At 64.6% G+C, this 17,075-nt stretch carries 16 protein-coding genes; 10 read left to right on the forward strand and 6 right to left on the reverse strand.

Going from position 1 to position 17,075, the window contains the following annotated elements; all coding sequences use genetic code 11:
• Positions 1-28: 28 nt before the first annotated feature.
• The 5 genes from FZF13_RS18060 to pcaD form a co-directional block, all read right to left on the reverse strand.
• A complete protein-coding gene (locus tag FZF13_RS18060) occupies positions 29-1,087 on the reverse strand; it encodes a 3-carboxy-cis,cis-muconate cycloisomerase (RefSeq protein WP_024923563.1) in 1,059 nt (352 codons plus the stop codon).
• A 10-nt stretch (positions 1,088-1,097) separates the two neighbouring features.
• Positions 1,098-1,715 carry a protocatechuate 3,4-dioxygenase subunit alpha gene (gene pcaG, locus FZF13_RS18065; RefSeq protein WP_024923562.1) on the reverse strand — a complete coding sequence of 206 codons (618 nt, stop codon included), beginning with the start codon at positions 1,713-1,715 and terminating at the stop codon, positions 1,098-1,100.
• A gap of 61 nt (positions 1,716-1,776) precedes the next feature.
• Positions 1,777-2,526: a protocatechuate 3,4-dioxygenase subunit beta gene (gene pcaH, locus FZF13_RS18070; protein WP_024923561.1), complete on the reverse strand. Its 750-nt coding sequence runs from the start codon at positions 2,524-2,526 to the stop codon at positions 1,777-1,779.
• 2 nt (positions 2,527-2,528) lie between these two features.
• The gene (pcaC, locus tag FZF13_RS18075; protein ID WP_024923560.1) at positions 2,529-2,933 is read right to left on the reverse strand and encodes a 4-carboxymuconolactone decarboxylase; all 405 of its coding nucleotides are present in this window, start codon (positions 2,931-2,933) and stop codon (positions 2,529-2,531) included.
• A gap of 1 nt (position 2,934) precedes the next feature.
• Positions 2,935-3,735 (reverse strand): 3-oxoadipate enol-lactonase, encoded by an 801-nt coding sequence (gene pcaD / locus FZF13_RS18080; RefSeq protein WP_024923559.1) that lies wholly within the window; start codon positions 3,733-3,735, stop codon positions 2,935-2,937.
• 92 nt (positions 3,736-3,827) lie between these two features.
• Here pcaD and pcaQ point away from each other — a divergent pair, with 92 nt between their 5' ends.
• The 3 genes from pcaQ to FZF13_RS18095 all read left to right on the forward strand — a co-directional run bounded on the left by pcaQ (position 3,828) and on the right by FZF13_RS18095 (position 7,103).
• Positions 3,828-4,748, forward strand: a complete 921-nt coding sequence (pcaQ, locus tag FZF13_RS18085; protein WP_024923558.1) for a pca operon transcription factor PcaQ — start codon at positions 3,828-3,830, stop codon at positions 4,746-4,748.
• A 175-nt stretch (positions 4,749-4,923) separates the two neighbouring features.
• Positions 4,924-6,519, forward strand: coding sequence for an ABC-F family ATP-binding cassette domain-containing protein (locus FZF13_RS18090; protein ID WP_024923557.1), 1,596 nt, complete (start codon positions 4,924-4,926; stop codon positions 6,517-6,519).
• Positions 6,520-6,581: 62 nt separating this feature from the next.
• Entirely contained in the window at positions 6,582-7,103 is a 522-nt protein-coding gene (locus tag FZF13_RS18095) for a GNAT family N-acetyltransferase (RefSeq protein WP_024927237.1), read from the forward strand.
• 33 nt (positions 7,104-7,136) lie between these two features.
• Here the strand turns inward: FZF13_RS18095 and pobA are convergent, their stop codons facing one another.
• On the reverse strand, positions 7,137-8,309 hold the full coding sequence (gene pobA / locus FZF13_RS18100) for a 4-hydroxybenzoate 3-monooxygenase (RefSeq protein ID WP_024923555.1): 1,173 nt from the start codon (positions 8,307-8,309) through the stop codon (positions 7,137-7,139).
• A 607-nt stretch (positions 8,310-8,916) separates the two neighbouring features.
• Between pobA and FZF13_RS18105 the strand changes: the two genes are divergently transcribed.
• The 7 genes from FZF13_RS18105 (at position 8,917) to FZF13_RS18135 (ending at position 16,690) form a co-directional block, all read left to right on the forward strand.
• Positions 8,917-9,801: an AraC family transcriptional regulator gene (locus tag FZF13_RS18105; RefSeq protein WP_024923554.1), complete on the forward strand. Its 885-nt coding sequence runs from the start codon at positions 8,917-8,919 to the stop codon at positions 9,799-9,801.
• A 216-nt stretch (positions 9,802-10,017) separates the two neighbouring features.
• A complete protein-coding gene (locus tag FZF13_RS18110) occupies positions 10,018-11,082 on the forward strand; it encodes an ABC transporter substrate-binding protein (protein WP_024923553.1) in 1,065 nt (354 codons plus the stop codon).
• Between the two features lie 86 nt (positions 11,083-11,168).
• The gene (locus FZF13_RS18115) at positions 11,169-11,990 is read left to right on the forward strand and encodes an ATP-binding cassette domain-containing protein (protein WP_024923552.1); all 822 of its coding nucleotides are present in this window, start codon (positions 11,169-11,171) and stop codon (positions 11,988-11,990) included.
• Entirely contained in the window at positions 11,987-13,246 is a 1,260-nt protein-coding gene (locus tag FZF13_RS18120) for a sugar ABC transporter permease (RefSeq protein WP_024923551.1), read from the forward strand. The genes FZF13_RS18115 and FZF13_RS18120 overlap by 4 nt, the downstream gene beginning before the upstream one ends.
• 37 nt (positions 13,247-13,283) lie before the next feature.
• Positions 13,284-14,012: an SDR family oxidoreductase gene (locus tag FZF13_RS18125; protein WP_024923550.1), complete on the forward strand. Its 729-nt coding sequence runs from the start codon at positions 13,284-13,286 to the stop codon at positions 14,010-14,012.
• 70 nt (positions 14,013-14,082) lie between these two features.
• Complete coding sequence (locus tag FZF13_RS18130) at positions 14,083-15,699, forward strand: FGGY-family carbohydrate kinase (protein WP_024923549.1); 1,617 nt, start codon at positions 14,083-14,085, stop codon at positions 15,697-15,699.
• Positions 15,700-15,880: 181 nt separating this feature from the next.
• Positions 15,881-16,690 (forward strand): SapC family protein, encoded by an 810-nt coding sequence (locus tag FZF13_RS18135; protein WP_024923548.1) that lies wholly within the window; start codon positions 15,881-15,883, stop codon positions 16,688-16,690.
• Positions 16,691-17,075: the final 385 nt, after the last annotated feature.

Below are 17,075 nucleotides of genomic sequence, written 5' to 3' on the forward strand. Positions count from 1 at the left end.
ATGATCAGCCTTTCTCATATTCCCCAGGTTATTGTTCAGCGCCAAGCCGGGTGATGTTGGCGGCAAGCGCGGCGGCAAGCCGCGTTGCCGCCGCCGTGGCTGCGACCATCTGCGGGAAGATCATCCATTCCAGGGTCCAGGCTGCCCCGGACCGTTCCTGTTCGTGCACCAGCGCGCCGTGCATGCCAGCAAGCTGGGTGGCGTTGAAGCGGGCGAGCGTCACGAGAACCTCGGCCGCAACCGGGTTCTGCTTGTGCGGCATGGTGGAGGATGCGCCGCCGCCGGCCAGTTCGATCTCGTCGCCAGCCTGCGCCATCAGCGCGATATCCTGGCCGAACTTGCCGAGCCCGCCGGTGACCAGCGACAGGGTAGAGGCTAGCTCGGCGAGCCGGTCGCGCTGGCCGTGCCATTGCGGGGCGTCAATCAGTCCGAGTTCCGCGGCCAGCGCGGCGCGGACTTCCGCCGCTTTGTCGCCGAGCCGGTCCAGCGTGCCGGCGGCGCCGCCGAATTGCAGCGCCAGCCCTTCCTTCGACCAAATGCGCAGACGCTCCAGATTGCGCTTGGCGGGTTGTCGCCAGGCATCGAGCCGGTCGCGCGCATTTATGGGGATCGCCGCCTGCATCCGGGTCCGCGCCATCAGGGCACGATGCTCATCGCGCTTCTCGATGCCGGCGAGGGCATCGATGAAAGCTTGCAGCCGCGTTTCGATTGCCGCAAGCAGCGGTTTCAGCCGCAGCATCAGGCTGGTGTCGATGACATCCTGGCTGGTGGCGCCGAAATGAACGCGACGCGCCGCCTCGCTGCCGACGGCATCGCGCAACTGGCGCACGAGTTCAGGCACGACGACGCCGTCAACCGCGACGGCGGCGCGCAACCGATCGATATCGGGGCTGAATGACGCGATCGCGCGGGCGATCTCGGCGGCGGCTTGTTTGGTTATAACGCCCGCCTTCGCCTCGGCCTTGGCAAGGGCCGCTTCGAAGTCGAGCATCGTCTTGATACCGGTTGCCGCGGAGAAGGTGTTCGCAACTTCCGCGTCGCCGAGCAGGCCGCCGAGGATGGGATGGTCGAAAGGGCTGACGCTCATCTTCGCCGCGTCAGATGTCGAGGAACACGGTTTCCCGTTCGCCCTGCAGATGGATGTCGAAGACATAGTTGTTGCTGGCCTCTTCGCGGGCGATCAGCGTCGCCACGCGGGAGCGGTGCTCGATGCGCGCCAGTACCGGGTCTTCGGCGTTCGCCTCGGCCTCATCTGGAAAATACATGCGCGTGTGCAGGCCGAGATTGATGCCACGGGCGACAATCCAGAAGGTGATATGCGGCGCCATTAGCCTGCGGTCCCTATAGGGGACGCGGCCGGGCTTGATGGTGTCGAAAGCAAAGCGGCCGGTCTCGCCGTCGCAGGCGCAGCGCCCCCAGCCGGTAAAATTCGGATCGGCGGTGCCGCGCAGCTCGGCCGGGCTGTTGTGGAGCCCTGCCGCGTCGGCCTGCCAGATCTCGACGAGCCCGTCGCGCAACGGTGCACCGGCGCCGTCGATGACACGGCCACTAACGGAAATGCGCGTCCCGCGCGTCTTGTCGCTAACCATGCCGGCGCCGAGGTCGGCGGCATAAACGCCGCCGATGCCGGAAGCATTGGGCGTCAGCCCGATATGCACATAGGGGCCGGCGGTCTGCGATGCCGTTTCCTTCAGATAGCCGAGAGCCTGGGTCATCAAGGTCGTGAACTCTTCGCCATTTCAGGTGACTTTTCGATCATCTTCTCGGGGCCGCGACCTAGTTACCGTCCAGCCGGTTCTCGAACAGGGTCGAGCGCCTGCCGCGCAGCACGATATCAAACTTGTAGGCGCGCGCATCCATGGGGATGGTGTTTTCCATGTCGAGCGGGGCGACGAGCAGCTCGACGGCGCGCCGCTCGGGAATGGTGCGCACGATCGGGCAGCGCCAGATGAGTGGATCGCCCTCGAAATACATCTGAGTGATCAGCCGTTGCACGAAGCCGTGGCCGAACACCGAAAAATGGATATGCGCCGGCCGCCAGTCGTTGGGGCCGTTCGGCCAGGGGTAGGGGCCGGGCTTGATGGTGCGGAAACGGTAATTGCCATTCTCGTCGCTGATGCAGCGGCCGCAGCCGCCGAAATTGGGATCGAGCGGCGCGAGGTAAATTTCTCGTCTGTGCCGGTAGCGGCCGCCGGCATTGGCCTGCCAGAATTCGAGCAGGGCGCCCGGCACGCCGTGGCCGCGTTCGTCCAGAACCTGACCGTGAACGATGATGCGTTCGCCGATCGCGGATTCTCCCGGCCGCGCGAAATTGTGGATGAGGTCGTTGTCGAGTTCGCCGATGATCGAGTGGCCGAAGACCGGGCCGGTGATTTCCGAGATTGTGTTGTCGAGCGCCAGCAAGGCCTTTTGCGGCGAACGCAGCACGGACGTCTTGTAGTCAGGCGTGTAGGCCGGCGGATGCCAGGTGCGGTCGCGCGGGAAGAACGCTCCCGTCTCGGGCTTGCGATTGGGCAGGTCGCTCATGATCAGGCCACCTCCTTTGCGTCGAGCGCGTCGAACACCTGCTTGGCGGTGCGGATCGCCCGGTTGGCGGCCGGTACGCCGGCATAGATGGCGACATGCAGCAACGCCTCGGTGATGTCCTCGCGCGTCGCGCCGGTGTTGACGGTGGCGCGCACATGCATGGCGACTTCCTCGTCATGGCCGAGTGCTGCCAGCAGCGCGATCGTCACGATCGAGCGCTCGCGCTTGGTCCAATTGGGTCGCGACCAAACCGCGCCCCAGGCCGCTTCGGTGATCAGGTCCTGGAACGGACGGTCGAAATCGGTGGATGCCATCTCCGCCCGGTCGACATGGGCATCGCCCAGGACCTTGCGGCGGGTCTCGATCCCCAGCAGATGGCGTTCCGATACCGTTTCGTTCGCGGCCATGTCAGCCCCTCTTGGATGAAGACACAATGAAGGCACCAAGCAGCGCGGCAAAGGCATCCGGCTGTTCGACGCAAGGGATGTGGCCGGCATCGGCGACAATCTCGCAGCGTGCACCCGGCACGAGATCGGCCAGTGCGCGGACGAGGGCCGGCGGTGTCGAGCCGTCCTGGTCGCCGACGACACAGATTGTCGGGACGGAGACGCGCCTGGCCTGTTCGGTCATGTCGGCGCTGCGGAGTGCCTCGCAGGCCGCGACGTAACCATCGACGGGCTGGCGCACCAGCATGGTGCGGTAGGCGGTTAGTTCGTCCGGCCGAGCAGCGTGGAAGGCCGGCGTGAACCATTTTTCCATGATGCCATAGGCGAAACCGGCGATGCCAACGGTTTTGGCAATTTCGATACGCTCGTTCCAGGACTGCGGCGTTCCGATTTTGTGCGCGGTGTCCGAGAGAACCAGCGCGCCGACGAGGTCGGGGCGCGTTGCGTGCAGATCGAGTGCGATCAGGCCGCCGATCGACAGGCCGCAGATGACGGCCTGGCTGATGGCGAGGTGGTCGAGCAGGGCGGCGAGGTCGGCGGCGTGGGTGGCGATGCTCGCCGGCGCGTCGCCGAGGCCGGACAGGCCATGGCCGCGCTTGTCATAGACCAGCGTCGCGCAGTCACCGGCGAGGCGGCTGACGACATCGTCCCAGATGCGGAAGTCGGTGCCCAGCGAATTGATTAAGACGACGACCGGGCCGGAGCTTGGCGCCCCGGTCAAACGGTGGTGCAGGACTATGCCGTTGATCGTCGCCAGTTGCACGCAAGCTCTCCTTGCCTTCCTTGTTGTCCTTTCGTTTGGTTAAGTAAAATAATAAATTCCGCCAAACGATTAACTGACGGGTTATGGCCGCGATGATCGATCAGCGCATCAAGTTCCGCCATCTGCAGACATTCGTCGAGGTGTCGCGGCAGAAAAGCGTGATGAAGGCCGCCGAGACGCTGAATGTGAGCCAGCCTGCGGTGACCAAGACCATCCGCGAGCTGGAGGAGGCGCTGGGGGTGCGGGTGCTGGAACGCGACGGGCGCGGCATTCGCGTGACGCGGCTGGGGGAGGTTTTCCTGCGCCATGCGGGCGCCGCGATCTCGGCGCTGCGGCAAGGGGTGGATTCGATCGCCGCCGACAGCCTCGGCAACGCGCCGCCGGTGCGGGTGGGTGCGCTGCCCACGGTCTCGACCCGCATCATGCCGCACGCGATGCGGTTGTTCCTTGGCGAAAACACTAGCAGCCGTGTCAAGATCGTGACCGGCGAGAACGCGGTGCTGCTCAATCAATTGCGCGTCGGTGACCTCGACATCGTGGTAGGCCGGCTGGCGGCGCCGGAGCAGATGGCGGGATTTTCCTTCGAACATCTTTATTCGGAGGAGGTGCGTTTCGTGGTGCGTGCCGGTCATCCTTTGCTCACGGGCGGCGCCTTCGTCTTCTCCGACCTGGTCGACTATGTGGTGCTGATGCCGACGCGGACCTCGATCATCAGGCCGTTCGTGGAACGTCTTTTGATCGCCAACGGCATGCCGAACTGGCCGAACCAGATAGAAACGGTCTCCCACGCTTTCGGCCGTGCCTTCGTGCGCTCCACGGACGCCGTCTGGGTGATCTCGGAGGGTGTGGTGGCAGCTGATGTCGCCGAGGGGTTTCTCGTCACCCTGCCGATCGACACCAGCGAGACCAAGGGGCCGGTCGGGCTCACCATCCGCACGGATTCGGTGCCGACGCTCGCACTCGGGCTTTTGATGCAGACCCTTCGCGAGGCGGCCGGCGCGATACCCCAGTAGGGAGGTTCGGGCAATCTTCCGGCGCCAGCCTTTCCGGGGCTTGGTATCGGCGCCTTGCATATCCGCAACCCGTCACCTAGCTAATACGGACCTTTGATGGACCGGAGTTTCCCCAACATGGATTTGACCCTCGCTGCCTTCACCCGTCCGGTTTCGCTGCGAGAAGTCCTGTCCCATGCCTGCATTCATCACCCTGTCCAATCTGTGCTGGTCAACGCCTGACGGCACACCGCTTTTCACCGATCTCAATTTAAGTTTCGGCGCGGAGCGCGCCGGCGTCGTAGGGCGCAACGGCACCGGCAAGACGACGCTTCTGCGTCTGATCCAAGCCGAGTTGCAGCCGCAATCGGGCGCCATTCAGGTTTCCGGCACGCTCGGTCTGATGCGCCAGGATATCGGCGCGCGCGACGGTGAAACCATCGCCGACCTGTTCGACGCGCGGCGCGCGCTGGCTTTGCTCGATCGCGCCGAGGCCGGCCTGGCGAGCGCCGACGAGCTGGCCGACGCAGACTGGACGCTGCATGCGCGGCTCGACGCAGCGCTGTCGCGCTGCGGCCTCGATACTGATCCGCGGACGCCGCTGGCATCACTTTCCGGCGGTCAACGCACCCGTGCCGGCCTTGCAGCGCTCATCTTCGCCGGGGCGGATATGCTGCTTCTCGACGAGCCGACGAACAATCTGGACAGAGCCGGACGGGGGGCCGTTCTGGAAATTATCAGAGGGTGGCGCGGCGGAGCCCTGATCGTCAGCCATGACCGCGAACTCCTCGAGGAAATGGACGCCATAGTCGAGCTGAGCACGCTTGGCGCGACGCGATATGGCGGCAACTACAGCGCTTACCGGGCGCGCAAGGCCGAGGAGCTCGAGGCGGCCCGTCACGATCTCGCCCACGCCGAACGAACGCGGGTCGAAATCGATCGCCGGGCTCAGCAGGTGGCCGAGCGCAAGGCGCGCAAGGACAGCGCCGGCCAAAAGGCGCGCGCCAAGGGAGACCAGCCCAAGATCCTGATGGATGCCGCGAAGGGAAGGGCCGAATCCTCCGGCGGCGCCAATGCCCGCTTGCGCGAGGCGCGGCATGAGGTTGCGCTGGAGGCTCTTACCGCAGCGCGCGAAAAGCTCGAGGTCCAACAGCCGCTGCGCATGGACATACCCTCGACTGACCTGCCGCCGAACAAACTGGTTCTGCGGCTCGACGGTTTGACGGGAGGGTACGATCCGGTGCAACCCGCCATCCGCGATCTGTCCCTTGCGATCACCGGGCCGGAGCGCATTGCGATCGCCGGACCGAACGGCAGCGGCAAGACCACGCTTCTTGCGTTGATTGCCGGCCAGCTCGAACCGTGTAGCGGCAAGGTGGATCTGCATGTGAGGCACGCATTGCTGGACCAGCATGTGGGCATTCTCGATCCCGCCCTCTCATTGCGGGACAATTTCCGGCGGCTGAACCCCGGCTCAAGCGAGAACCAGTGCCGGTCGGCTCTGGCCCGTTTCCGGTTCCGCGCTGATGACGCGTTGCGAATGGCCGGCAGCCTGAGCGGCGGCGAAAGGCTGCGCGCAGGTTTGGCCTGCACGCTGGGTCGCGCCGAGCCGCCTCAGCTTCTCATGCTGGACGAGCCGACCAATCACCTCGATCTGGACGCAGTCGAAGCCTTGGAAGCAGCGCTCGCAGCCTATGATGGCGCGCTGCTAGTGGTGAGCCACGACGAGGCATTCATGGAGGGGCTTGTCCTCGATCGCAGGGTCGACCTTGCCGGGAGATCGGGAGGCTGAACGGCGGTAACCCATCGTCCTCGCAGGATCGGTCATAGATTTGCCGGATACGTCCTGGCGCCATGCCAGCCATGGAACCTACGGTTTTCATCGAACCCGTCGCGCCTGAAACGCGCGAGGAATTCGCCTCCGTTCTGCGGGATGCGAGCGCATGGCAGAGATCGATCGGTTCTGAAAGTTGGATCTCGCCCTTCGATGATGCATGGATGCTGCCACGGATCGCGAGGCGCGAACTGTTTCTCGCACGCGTCCAAGGCGAAACCGCCGGAGCATTTCGACTGCTTCGCGAAGACCGCGACTTCTGGGGCGACGGCGAAGTCGGCGACAGCCTTTACCTGCACACGTTCGCGGTGCTCCGGACATATGCCGGAGCGGGGGTAGGAAAGGCGATCATAGACTATGTTGTCGACCAGGGGCGGGCGCTCGGCCGGGAATACATCAAGCTCGATTGCTTCTCGTCGAGCCCGCGATTGGTGTACTATTACGAGAGGCATGGGTTCATATTGGCCGGAACCGTTACCGTGCGCGGCAAGTCCATGAAGCTGATGCAGCGCGCGCTTCGCGGCGTGCCCGGTACCCGCTAGCTGTCGTTCGTAGGTGTTCCGTTGGTGCCCGCCTCAGTAAGGCAGGCCGACATAGTTTTCGGCGAGCGCCGCCGCCGCCGCGCGCGAATGGGTGAGATAGTCGAGTTCGGCTTCCTGGATCCTGCGTTCGAAATCCGTGCTGTCGGGGAAGCGGTGGAGCATGGTGGTCATCCACCAGGAAAAGCGCACGGCCTTCCAGACCCGGGCCAGCGCGCGCCGCGAGTAGGCATCGACGCCGGCGGTGGAGTGCTCGGCGAAGAATTCGCGCAGGCCTTCGAACAAATAGTGCACGTCACTTGCCGCGAGGTTGAGACCCTTGGCGCCGGTCGGCGGCACGATGTGGGCGGCATCGCCGACGAGGAACAGGCGGCCGAAGCGCAGCGGCTCGGCAACGAAGGACCGCAGCGGTGCGATGGATTTCTCGAAGGATGGCCCGGTGACGACTGCTTGCGCGTGATGAAGCGGCAGGCGCCGACGCAACTCGTCCCAGAAGCGCTCGTCGCTCCAGGCTTCCACCTGCTCGTCCGCCGAGACCTGGACATAATAGCGGCTGCGGGTCGTCGAGCGCATCGAGCAAAGTGCGAAGCCGCGCTCGTGGTTGGCATAGACCAGTTCGTGGCTCACCGGCGGCACATCCGCTAGCAGGCCCAGCCAGCCGAACGGATAGACCCGTTCGAATGTGCGGATCGCTTCGACTGGAACGTTTTTGCGGCTGACGCCGTGAAAACCGTCGCAGCCAGCGATGATCTCGCAGTCGATCCGTCCGGCGATGCTGTCCTTCACATAGGTGACATGTGGCTTGTCGCCGGCAAAATCGTGCGGCGTGACATCGTGGGCATCGTAGAGCGTCAGCGCGCCGGTCGCTTCGCGTGCCTGGATCAGGTCGCGCGTCATCTCCGTCTGGCCGTAGATGGTGACGTGCTTGCCGTCGGTCAGGTTGGCGAGGTCAATGCGATGGTCGCGGCCGTCGAAAGCGATGGAGAACCCTTCGTGGATGAGGGCTTTCTCGCGCAGGCGCGCGGCGGCGCCGGCTTGCTCGACGAGGTCGACCGTGCCTTGTTCCAGAACGCCGGCCCGCACGCGGCCGAGGATGTATTCCTTGTCGACGCGGTCGAGAATGATGTTGTCGATGCCGGCCTTGGTGAGAAGCTGGCCAAGCAGCAGGCCCGACGGCCCCGAACCAATGATGACGACCTGCGTTCGCATTCAGTCTCCAGATTGGCGGAGGGCCAGATCAGCGGCCCGCCTGTGAGGCCGCACCATTGCCCAACCTGCCGGTTCGGTAAAATGATATCTAAGGCCGATCGTATATATGGATCGTTATGAAAGCCGGGGACGGTTGTGCGGTGGGGGGACGAAATCGCTCCCTTGCCGGGCGATCGAGGCGGCGCGATCAGGCAGGGTGATCGGACCCACCACGGCCCAGAGCAACGGTGTTGCCCGAGTCCGCCATGAGCCGCCTTTGCGATGGGCCCGATCACTCTCGGGGCTATTCGACTCGCTCTCTGGTGGCCAAACGTTTTGATCCGCCAGCCACAGTTGCCGGCCGGATTGGTAAACCAATGCTTAACGGAATGCGGTCGCGACGCACATGTGTCTTGCGCAGAGAAGGCCGGCGGCCTCGCATATTCGCATCCAGTACCTCATCCACGGCTGTGAGGTCAAAAAAGTATCGGTTATGCTGGCCGAACGTGGTGGCGCGGTTTTGACGATGGGATTAGCGTTTTCCCAGATGTCAGAGCTGAAGCGAATTCAGCCGATAGGGAAAAGGGCCGCGACGGGAGGACCATCTCGCGCCCCGGAGGAAACGAGCATGGGACCGGACCTGGAAGTCGTCCAGATTCGACAGGGTGAATCGTTCAAGGCCTGGTCGCACGGCTATCCGTTCCGCACGGTGCGCTGGCATTTCCATCCCGAATACGAACTCCACCTCGTGGTGGCGACGGCCGGCCGTTATTTCGTCGGCGATTTCATCGGTGAATTCGAACCGGGCAACCTCGTGCTTGCGGGGCCGAACCTTCCGCACAACTGGGTCAGCGATGTTCCCGAGGGTTCGACCATTCCGTTGCGCTGCCGCATCCTGCAATTCAGCGAGGGCTTCATCGGCGACATCATGAAGGTGCTGCCGGAGCTCGCAGCGCTCGGCCCGGTGCTGGAATGGTCGCGGCGCGGCGTATTGTTCTCGACCGAGACGAGCCGCCAGGCGGCACCGATGATGGAAGAATTGATGGAGGCGCAGGGTGTGCGCCGCATCGAACTCTTCATGGCCATCGCCGGCCTGCTCAGCCGGGCGCAGGGCGCGCGCATGCTGGCCAGCCCAAGCTATATCCCGGACCCTTCCGGCTATATGTCGGCCGGCATCAACAAGGCGCTCGCCTATCTGCGCGAAAACCTGACGCAGCCTTTCGGTGAGGCCGATCTGGCGAGGATCGCCGGACAGTCGACCAGTGCGTTCTCGCGTACCTTCCGCCGCCACACCGGCATGACGCTGGTTCAATATGTGAAGCGGCTGCGGATAAACCTCGCCTGCCAGATCCTGATGAGCGAGGAGCAGGCACCGATCACCGACATCTGCTTCGAGGTCGGCTTCAACAATCTGTCGAATTTCAACCGCCAATTCCTGGCCGAGAAGGGCATGACGCCGTCGCGTTTCCGGCGACTGGTCGTCGACCATATCAACGCGGCGAAGGCCGCCTAGGAGGGAGGGCCAGGGAGGAAACCCATAAGAAAATGCATGACGCGAGCGGCTCGATCGTGGCTCGCGAGGGGAGGCCTTTGTCCGAAATTGCCTCTCGGGGAAGTTCGCGGAGCGGTCAGGAGACGCCGTGGAAACACCTGGGTGAGAGCCGCCGGACCTTTGCCGAACAGCGCAGATCAACACACTGCAACGATGTCATCTAAGGGAGAAGATGGAATGACCAAACACTCATGGAAAACGACCGGCCTGGCCATGCTGGCCCTGTCGCTCGTCAGCGGAACGGCACTCGCGCAAAGCGCCGACGGCGCTACCGTGGCCTTCCTGATGCCGGACCAAGCGTCGACCCGCTATGAGGAGCACGACTATCCGGGCTTCAAGGCCGAGATGGAAAAGCTCTGCGCCACCTGCAAGGTACTTTACCAGAACGCCGACGCCGATGCGGCGCGCCAGCAGCAGCAGTTCAACTCGATGATCACCCAAGGCGCCAAGGTGATCGTCATCGATCCCGTCGATTCCACCGCCGCCACCTCGCTGGTCAAGCAGGCGCAGGCCCAGGGCGTGAAGGTCATCGCCTATGACCGTCCGATCCCGAAGGCCAAGGCCGATTTCTACGTGTCCTTCGACAACGAGGCCATCGGCAAGTCGATCGCCGAATCGCTGGTCAAGCACCTGAAGGACAAGGGCGTGAAGGCCGGCGAGGGCACCGGCGTGCTGCAGATCAACGGTTCGCCGACCGACGCGGCGGCCGGGCTGATCAAGAAGGGCATCCACGCCGGCCTCGACAAGAGCGGTTATCCGATCCTGGCCGAATACGACACGCCAGAATGGGCGCCGCCGAAGGCCCAGCAGTGGGCCAGCGGCCAGATCACCCGCTTCGACAGGAAAATCCTGGGTGTGGTGGCCGCCAATGACGGTACCGGCGGTGGCGCAATCGCCGCGTTCAAGGCGGCGGGCTTCAATCCGGTTCCGCCGATCACCGGCAACGACGCGACACTGGCCGCGCTGCAGCTGATCGTCGCCGGCGACCAGTACAACACCATCAACAAGCCGAGCGAGATCGTCGCGGCGGCCGCCGCCAACATCGCCGTTCAGCTCCTCAAGGGCGAGACGCCGAAGGCCGAGGCGACGCTGTTCGACACACCCTCGCAGCTGTTCGTGCCGGTGGTGGTCACCGCCGAGAACCTAAAGGCGGAGATCATCGACAAGAAGATCGCCACCGCCGAACAGATCTGCGTCGACCGCTATGCCGAGGGCTGCAAGAAGCTCGGCATCACCAAGTAGCCGCAGGCGCGGCAACCGCCCCGTCAGACCGGCGGGGCGGCATTTGCCTGCCGACGAGCAAAGGAACTCTTGGAAAGGCTTGCATCATGACCGACACATCACAGAGGCCGACCCCGGCACGTGAGCTTGTGCTCAGCCTGCGCGGCATCTCCAAGCAATTCGGCGCCGTCTCGGCGCTGACCGATATCGATCTCGACGTCCATGCCGGCGAAGTCGTTGCCCTTGTCGGCGACAACGGCGCCGGCAAGTCGACGCTGGTCAAGGTTCTGGCGGGTGTGCACCAGCCGACATCCGGAACGATCACCTTCAAGGGCGAGCCCGTTGCGCTTTCGGACCCGGCGACGGCGCTGGGGCTCGGCATCGCCACCGTCTTCCAGGATCTCGCGCTGTGCGAAAACCTGGACGTCGTCGCCAACATCTTTCTCGGCAAGGAACTCAGCCCGATGCGGCTGGACGAGGTGTCAATGGAGATCAAGGCGTGGAAACTGCTCAACGAATTGTCGGCGCGCATCCCCAGCGTGCGCGAACCCATCGCCTCGCTGTCAGGCGGCCAGCGCCAGACGGTGGCAATCGCGCGGTCGCTGCTGCTCGATCCCAAGCTGATCATGCTGGATGAGCCGACCGCCGCGCTGGGCGTCGCCCAGACCGCCGAAGTGCTCGATCTGATCGAACGCGTCCGCGACCGGGGGCTGGGCGTCATCATGATCAGCCACAACATGGAAGACGTCCGCGCCGTCGCCGACCGCATCGTGGTGCTGAGGCTGGGCAAGAACAATGGCATCTTCCATCCCGACGCATCCAACCAGGAACTGGTCAGCGCGATCACCGGCGCCGAGAACAACTCGGTTTCGCGCCGGGCAAGCCGCCGTCAGGCAGGGCTTGCGCAGACGCAGGAGAACCCGTCATGAGCGACAATTCGCAACAAAGCGCGCCGCAGGCGCAGCTTCTCGACCGCGCCGACGTGCGGGTCAAACACGCCGAAGGCATCGGGGGCTCGGTCGGTGCCTTTCTCGATCGGGTCCGTTCGGGCGATCTCGGGTCGCTGCCGGTCATCGTCGGGCTGGCCATCATCTGGACGGTTTTCCAGAGCCTGAACCCAGTGTTCCTGTCGGCCAACAACCTGGTCAACCTTCTGTTCGACTGCTCGACGGTGGGCGTCATCTCGCTCGGCATCGTGTGCGTGCTCATGCTCGGCGAGATCGACCTTTCCGTCGGCTCCGTCAGCGGCCTCGCCTCGGCGCTGGTCGGTGTCTTGTGGGTCAATGAGGGCTGGCCGGTCGGCTTCGCCATCGTCACGGCCATGGCGGCGGGCGCGGTCATCGGCTCGATCTACGCGCTGCTTTTCAACCGTTTCGGCATGCCGAGCTTCGTTTCGACGTTGGCCGGCCTGCTCGCGGTGCTCGGGCTGCAGCTTTATCTGCTGGGCTCGACCGGCTCGATCAACCTGCCTTACGAATCGCCGCTGGTGAATTTCGGCCAGTTGATGGTGATGCCCGACCCGGTCTCGTACGCGCTCGCAGCGATCGCCGGTATCGCCATTTTCGTCACCGGCTACCGCGAAGCCGCGCGGCGGCGCGAGGCGGGCCTTTCAGCGCAATCGACGGCAAGCCTCGTGGTGCGCGCCGTGGTGGTGACCGTCGCCGTGGAGGCGATCGTCTTCTATCTCAACGGCGCCCGCGGCATTCCGTGGATGTTCGGTCTGTTCGTCGGCCTGGTCGTGGCGATGAACTATGCGCTGAAACGCACCAAATGGGGCCGTTCGATGCATGCCGTCGGTGGCAACCGCGAGGCCGCGCGGCGCGCCGGCATCAATGTGCGCTATATCTACACCACCGCCTTCATGCTGTGCTCGATGCTTGCCGCCACCGGCGGCATCCTGGCGGCGGCCCGCCTTGCCTCGTCCAGCCAGCAGGCCGGCACCGGCGATGTCAACCTCAACGCCATCGCGGCGGCGGTGATCGGCGGCACCAGCCTGTTCGGCGGCCGCGGCAGCGCCTATTCGGCCCTGCTTGGCATCATCGTCATCCAGTCGATCGCCAGCGGGCTGACGCTGCTCGATCTGTCGTCATCGCTTCGATACATGATCACCGGCGCCGTGCTGGCGATCGCAGTCATCGTCGACTCGCTGGCGCGCAGATCGCGGGTTTCGCACGGCCGCGCCTGAACCAACTCCCAAGCAAGACCAGCAAGAAGAGGCAGACATGGCTCAGGACCTTATCGGAAAAGTCGCGGCGATCACCGGTGCCGCATCGGGCATCGGCCTCGAATGCGCCAGGCACCTTATCGCGGCGGGCGCGCGTGTCGCGCTGGTCGACCGCGCCGAGGCGGCACTGAAGGACGTCTGCGCGGAACTCGGGCCTCAGGCGATCCCGGTGGTGGTCGACCTGATGGACCCGAAAAGCGTTGCAGGCATGATGCCGCAAATCCTGGAGAAAGCCGGCCGGCTCGACATTTTCCACGCCAATGCCGGTGCTTATGTCGGCGGCGAGGTGCTGAACGGCGATCCCGATGCCTGGGATCGCATGCTGAACCTCAACATTAATGCCGTGTTCCGCTCGGTCCATGCCGTTTTGCCGCATATGGTCGAGCGCAAGAGCGGCGACATCATCGTTACCAGCTCGATCGCCGGGCTGGTGCCAGTGGTGTGGGAGCCGATCTACACCGCCTCGAAACACGCTATCCAGGCCTTCGTGCACACGCTGCGCCGGCAGGTGGCCAAGCATGGGCTGCGGGTCGGCGCGGTGGCGCCCGGCCCGGTGGTGACGGCGCTGATCAGCGATTGGCCGAAGGAAAAGCTCGACGAGGAACTGGCCGCCGGTGGGTTGATGCAGCCGGTGGAGGTGGCCGAGGCGGTGATGTTCATGTTGACCCGTCCGCGCAACATCACCATCCGCGATCTGGTGATCCTGCCGCAGAGCAACGATCTCTGACAGAATAGCCGCCGGCGCGGCAAACGGTGCCGGCGGCACTTTCCAATTCTTTCGTTTCAAGGGTGATCGAATGACCTTAGCGAAGCATTTTCTCGGCATCGATGTCGGTACCGGCAGCGCGCGCGCCGGGGTGTTCGACGCCAAGGGAACGATGCTCGCTTCGGCCAAGCGCGACATCGCCCTCTACCGCGAGGCGGGCGATATCGTCGAACAGTCCAGCAACGACATCTGGCGCGCCGTCGCCGCCAGCGTGCGCGAGGCGGTGGCAAAGGCCGGCGTGGAAGCGGCGTCGATCACGGGCATCGGTTATGACGCCACCTGTTCGCTGGTGGTGCTGGGCGAGGGGGGACTGCCACTTCCCGTCGGGCCGACCGACGAGGCCGAGCGCAACATCATCGTGTGGATGGACCACCGCGCGACCGAACAGGCCGCCCGCATCAACCGGACAGGCGAGGCGGTGCTGAACTATGTCGGCGGCGCCATCTCACCGGAGATGGAGACGCCGAAGCTCTTGTGGTTGGCCGAGCATAAGCCGGAGACCTTTGGCCGCGCCTGGCAGTTCCTGGACCTGACCGATTTCCTGACCTGGAAGTCGACCGGCAGCCTGGCCCGCTCGGTTTGTACCGTCACCTGCAAATGGACCTATCTGGCGCATGAACAGCGCTGGGACGAACACTATTTCCGCACGGTCGGGCTTGGCGCTTTGGCCGACGAAGCATTCCGGCGCATTGGGACCGAAGTGGTGTCGGCTGGTACACCGCTCGGCGCGGGACTGACTGCCGAGGCGGCGCGCGATCTTGGGCTCGTCGAAGGCACGCCGGTGGCTGCCGGCCTGATCGACGCCCACGCCGGCGGCATCGGCACGGTCGGCGCGCGCGGCGGTGCCGGCACCGTGTCGTCGCGCATGGCCTATGTGTTCGGCACCTCGGCCTGCACCATGTCGACCACCACCGAACCGGCTTTCGTCGACGGTGTGTGGGGCCCGTATTTTTCGGCCATGGTGCCGGGCCTGTGGTTGAACGAAGGCGGCCAGTCGGCTGCCGGCGCGGCCATCGATCATCTGGTGCGCATGCATCCCGCCTCGGCGGAGGCCGCGGCCAGGGCTGGTGAGGCCGGTGCCAGCCTCGGCCAGTGGCTGGCGGATGAGGCAGGCAAGCGCGGCGGTATGGAAGCGGTTCCCGGCCTTGTCGGCAAGCTGCACGTCGTACCGGAATTCCTTGGCAACCGCGCGCCCTTCGCCGATCCCGAGGCGCTTGGCCTGATCGCCGGCATCGGCATGGACGACGGCCTGGAAGGGCTGGTCGGCCTCTATCTTGCCGGGGTCTGCGGCCTCGGCTACGGCGCACGCCAGATCGTCGGCGTGCTTGCCGACAAGGGTGTGGCGACCGACACCATCGTGGTCAGCGGCGGCGCCGGCCAGAGCCCGCTGGTGCGGCAGCTTTTGGCCGACACGACCGGGTTGACGGTCGCTGCCTCGACCTCGCCGGAACCGGTGCTGTTGGGCTCGGCCATTCTCGGCGCAGTCGCCGCCGGCCAATTCGCGGATGTGGCTGGGGCGATGGCGGCGATGTCGGAACTTGGGGAAACCTACCCGCCGAATGCCGCCCACGCCGGCTGGCACGCCAAACGGTTCCAGGCGTTTGAACTTCTCCAGAAGGCTGGGCGAGCGATCCGCGACGACGCGTAGGGGGCTTCCGCTTCACAGGAAGAGGCAGGGACCGGACCGTTGATCATTTTTGGGGTGGTTGCCCTAGTGCCGGGCAACCGATGGACTTTTTCCCGACCTCTGGCGTATGACGCAACCGGACTGGAACGCGCGTGATGATCGTGTCGCGTCCTCGACAGACGTCGGCTAGGGGGAACGAGACATGACTGCAGGCAATGGCGGTACGGCAAAGAACGCAGCGACCGAGGGCGCCGGCGGGTTGCCGCTCTTCTATGCGCAGCCGGAGGCGATGAACCCAGGCCGCCACGGTTCCCTCGGCCTTGCCGCGCGAAACGATTTCTCTTTCACCCGTGCCGCGCATGCGCTGCCCGTCGTGACGGCCGAACTGCCGGCGGCGATGCGCTCCTATCCGATCGTCTTTGTTGGACCGGCTCACGCCCCCCTCGTCATCACCGGCCTGAGGCAAGGTGAGAACCTGTTTGTCGGCAAGGACGGCCAGTGGGCGAAACCGCACTACATTCCGGCCTATGTACGGCGCTATCCCTTCATCCTCGCCGACGATGGCGGCCAGGGTAGTGACCGCCTCGCACTTTGTGTCGACCGCGCCAGCGACCGGGTGGTCGAACAGGCCGAAGCGACGGCACGGGGCGACAAGGTCGCGCCGCTTTTTGCCGGCACCGAGGCGGCGGAAGCGACCAAGCAAGCGCTCGCCTTCTGCAATCAGTACCAGATCGACTTCAACGCCACCCGCACCATGGTCGACGGAATTGCCGCGCATGGGCTGTTCGTCGAGCGGCGCAGTACCGTGACACTGGAGACCGGCGAAATCCTCAACCTCACCGATTTCCAGGTGATCGACGAGGATGCCTTCAACAAGCTGAGCGACGAAGCATTCCTCGACCTCAGGCGATCCGGTGCGCTGACGCTGGTCTATTGCCACCTCGCGTCGACCAATAGCTGGAGCTCGCTGATCCACCAGGCCGGGCTGCACAAGGCAAACGGCCAGGGCTGACAGGCCGAACAAGACGCAAAATTTTGCATCGTCGGCGCCCGTCGAGACGGGACTGGATGACGATGCCGCATCGGCCGCTGACTTGTTCCAGCGGGGTGCGCCACCGGAAAATCATGGCTGCAGCGGCATGGCTATCCACAGCCACCGCGGGCAAAACGCGTGCGTAAAACTCGCTTCGCCAAGGTGAAGGAACCTGCCAGAGAGCAGCGTCAAGCCATTCTGGACGCTGGGATTTTGACGCCAAAAATCCACACCAGTGCGCGAATGGGCGCGCCCACAAAAACCCGCAACCCCTTGTGGGTCAAGGATTTTTGCGCCATTTATTGATTGTGACCAGTTGACGCAGCCATGGTTCGCTCATACCCTTAAATCAAATTGATTTATC

Origin of the sequence: Mesorhizobium terrae, from assembly GCF_008727715.1 — a bacterium.
In the GTDB taxonomy this organism is placed as follows: Bacteria; Pseudomonadota; Alphaproteobacteria; order Rhizobiales; family Rhizobiaceae; genus Mesorhizobium; species Mesorhizobium terrae.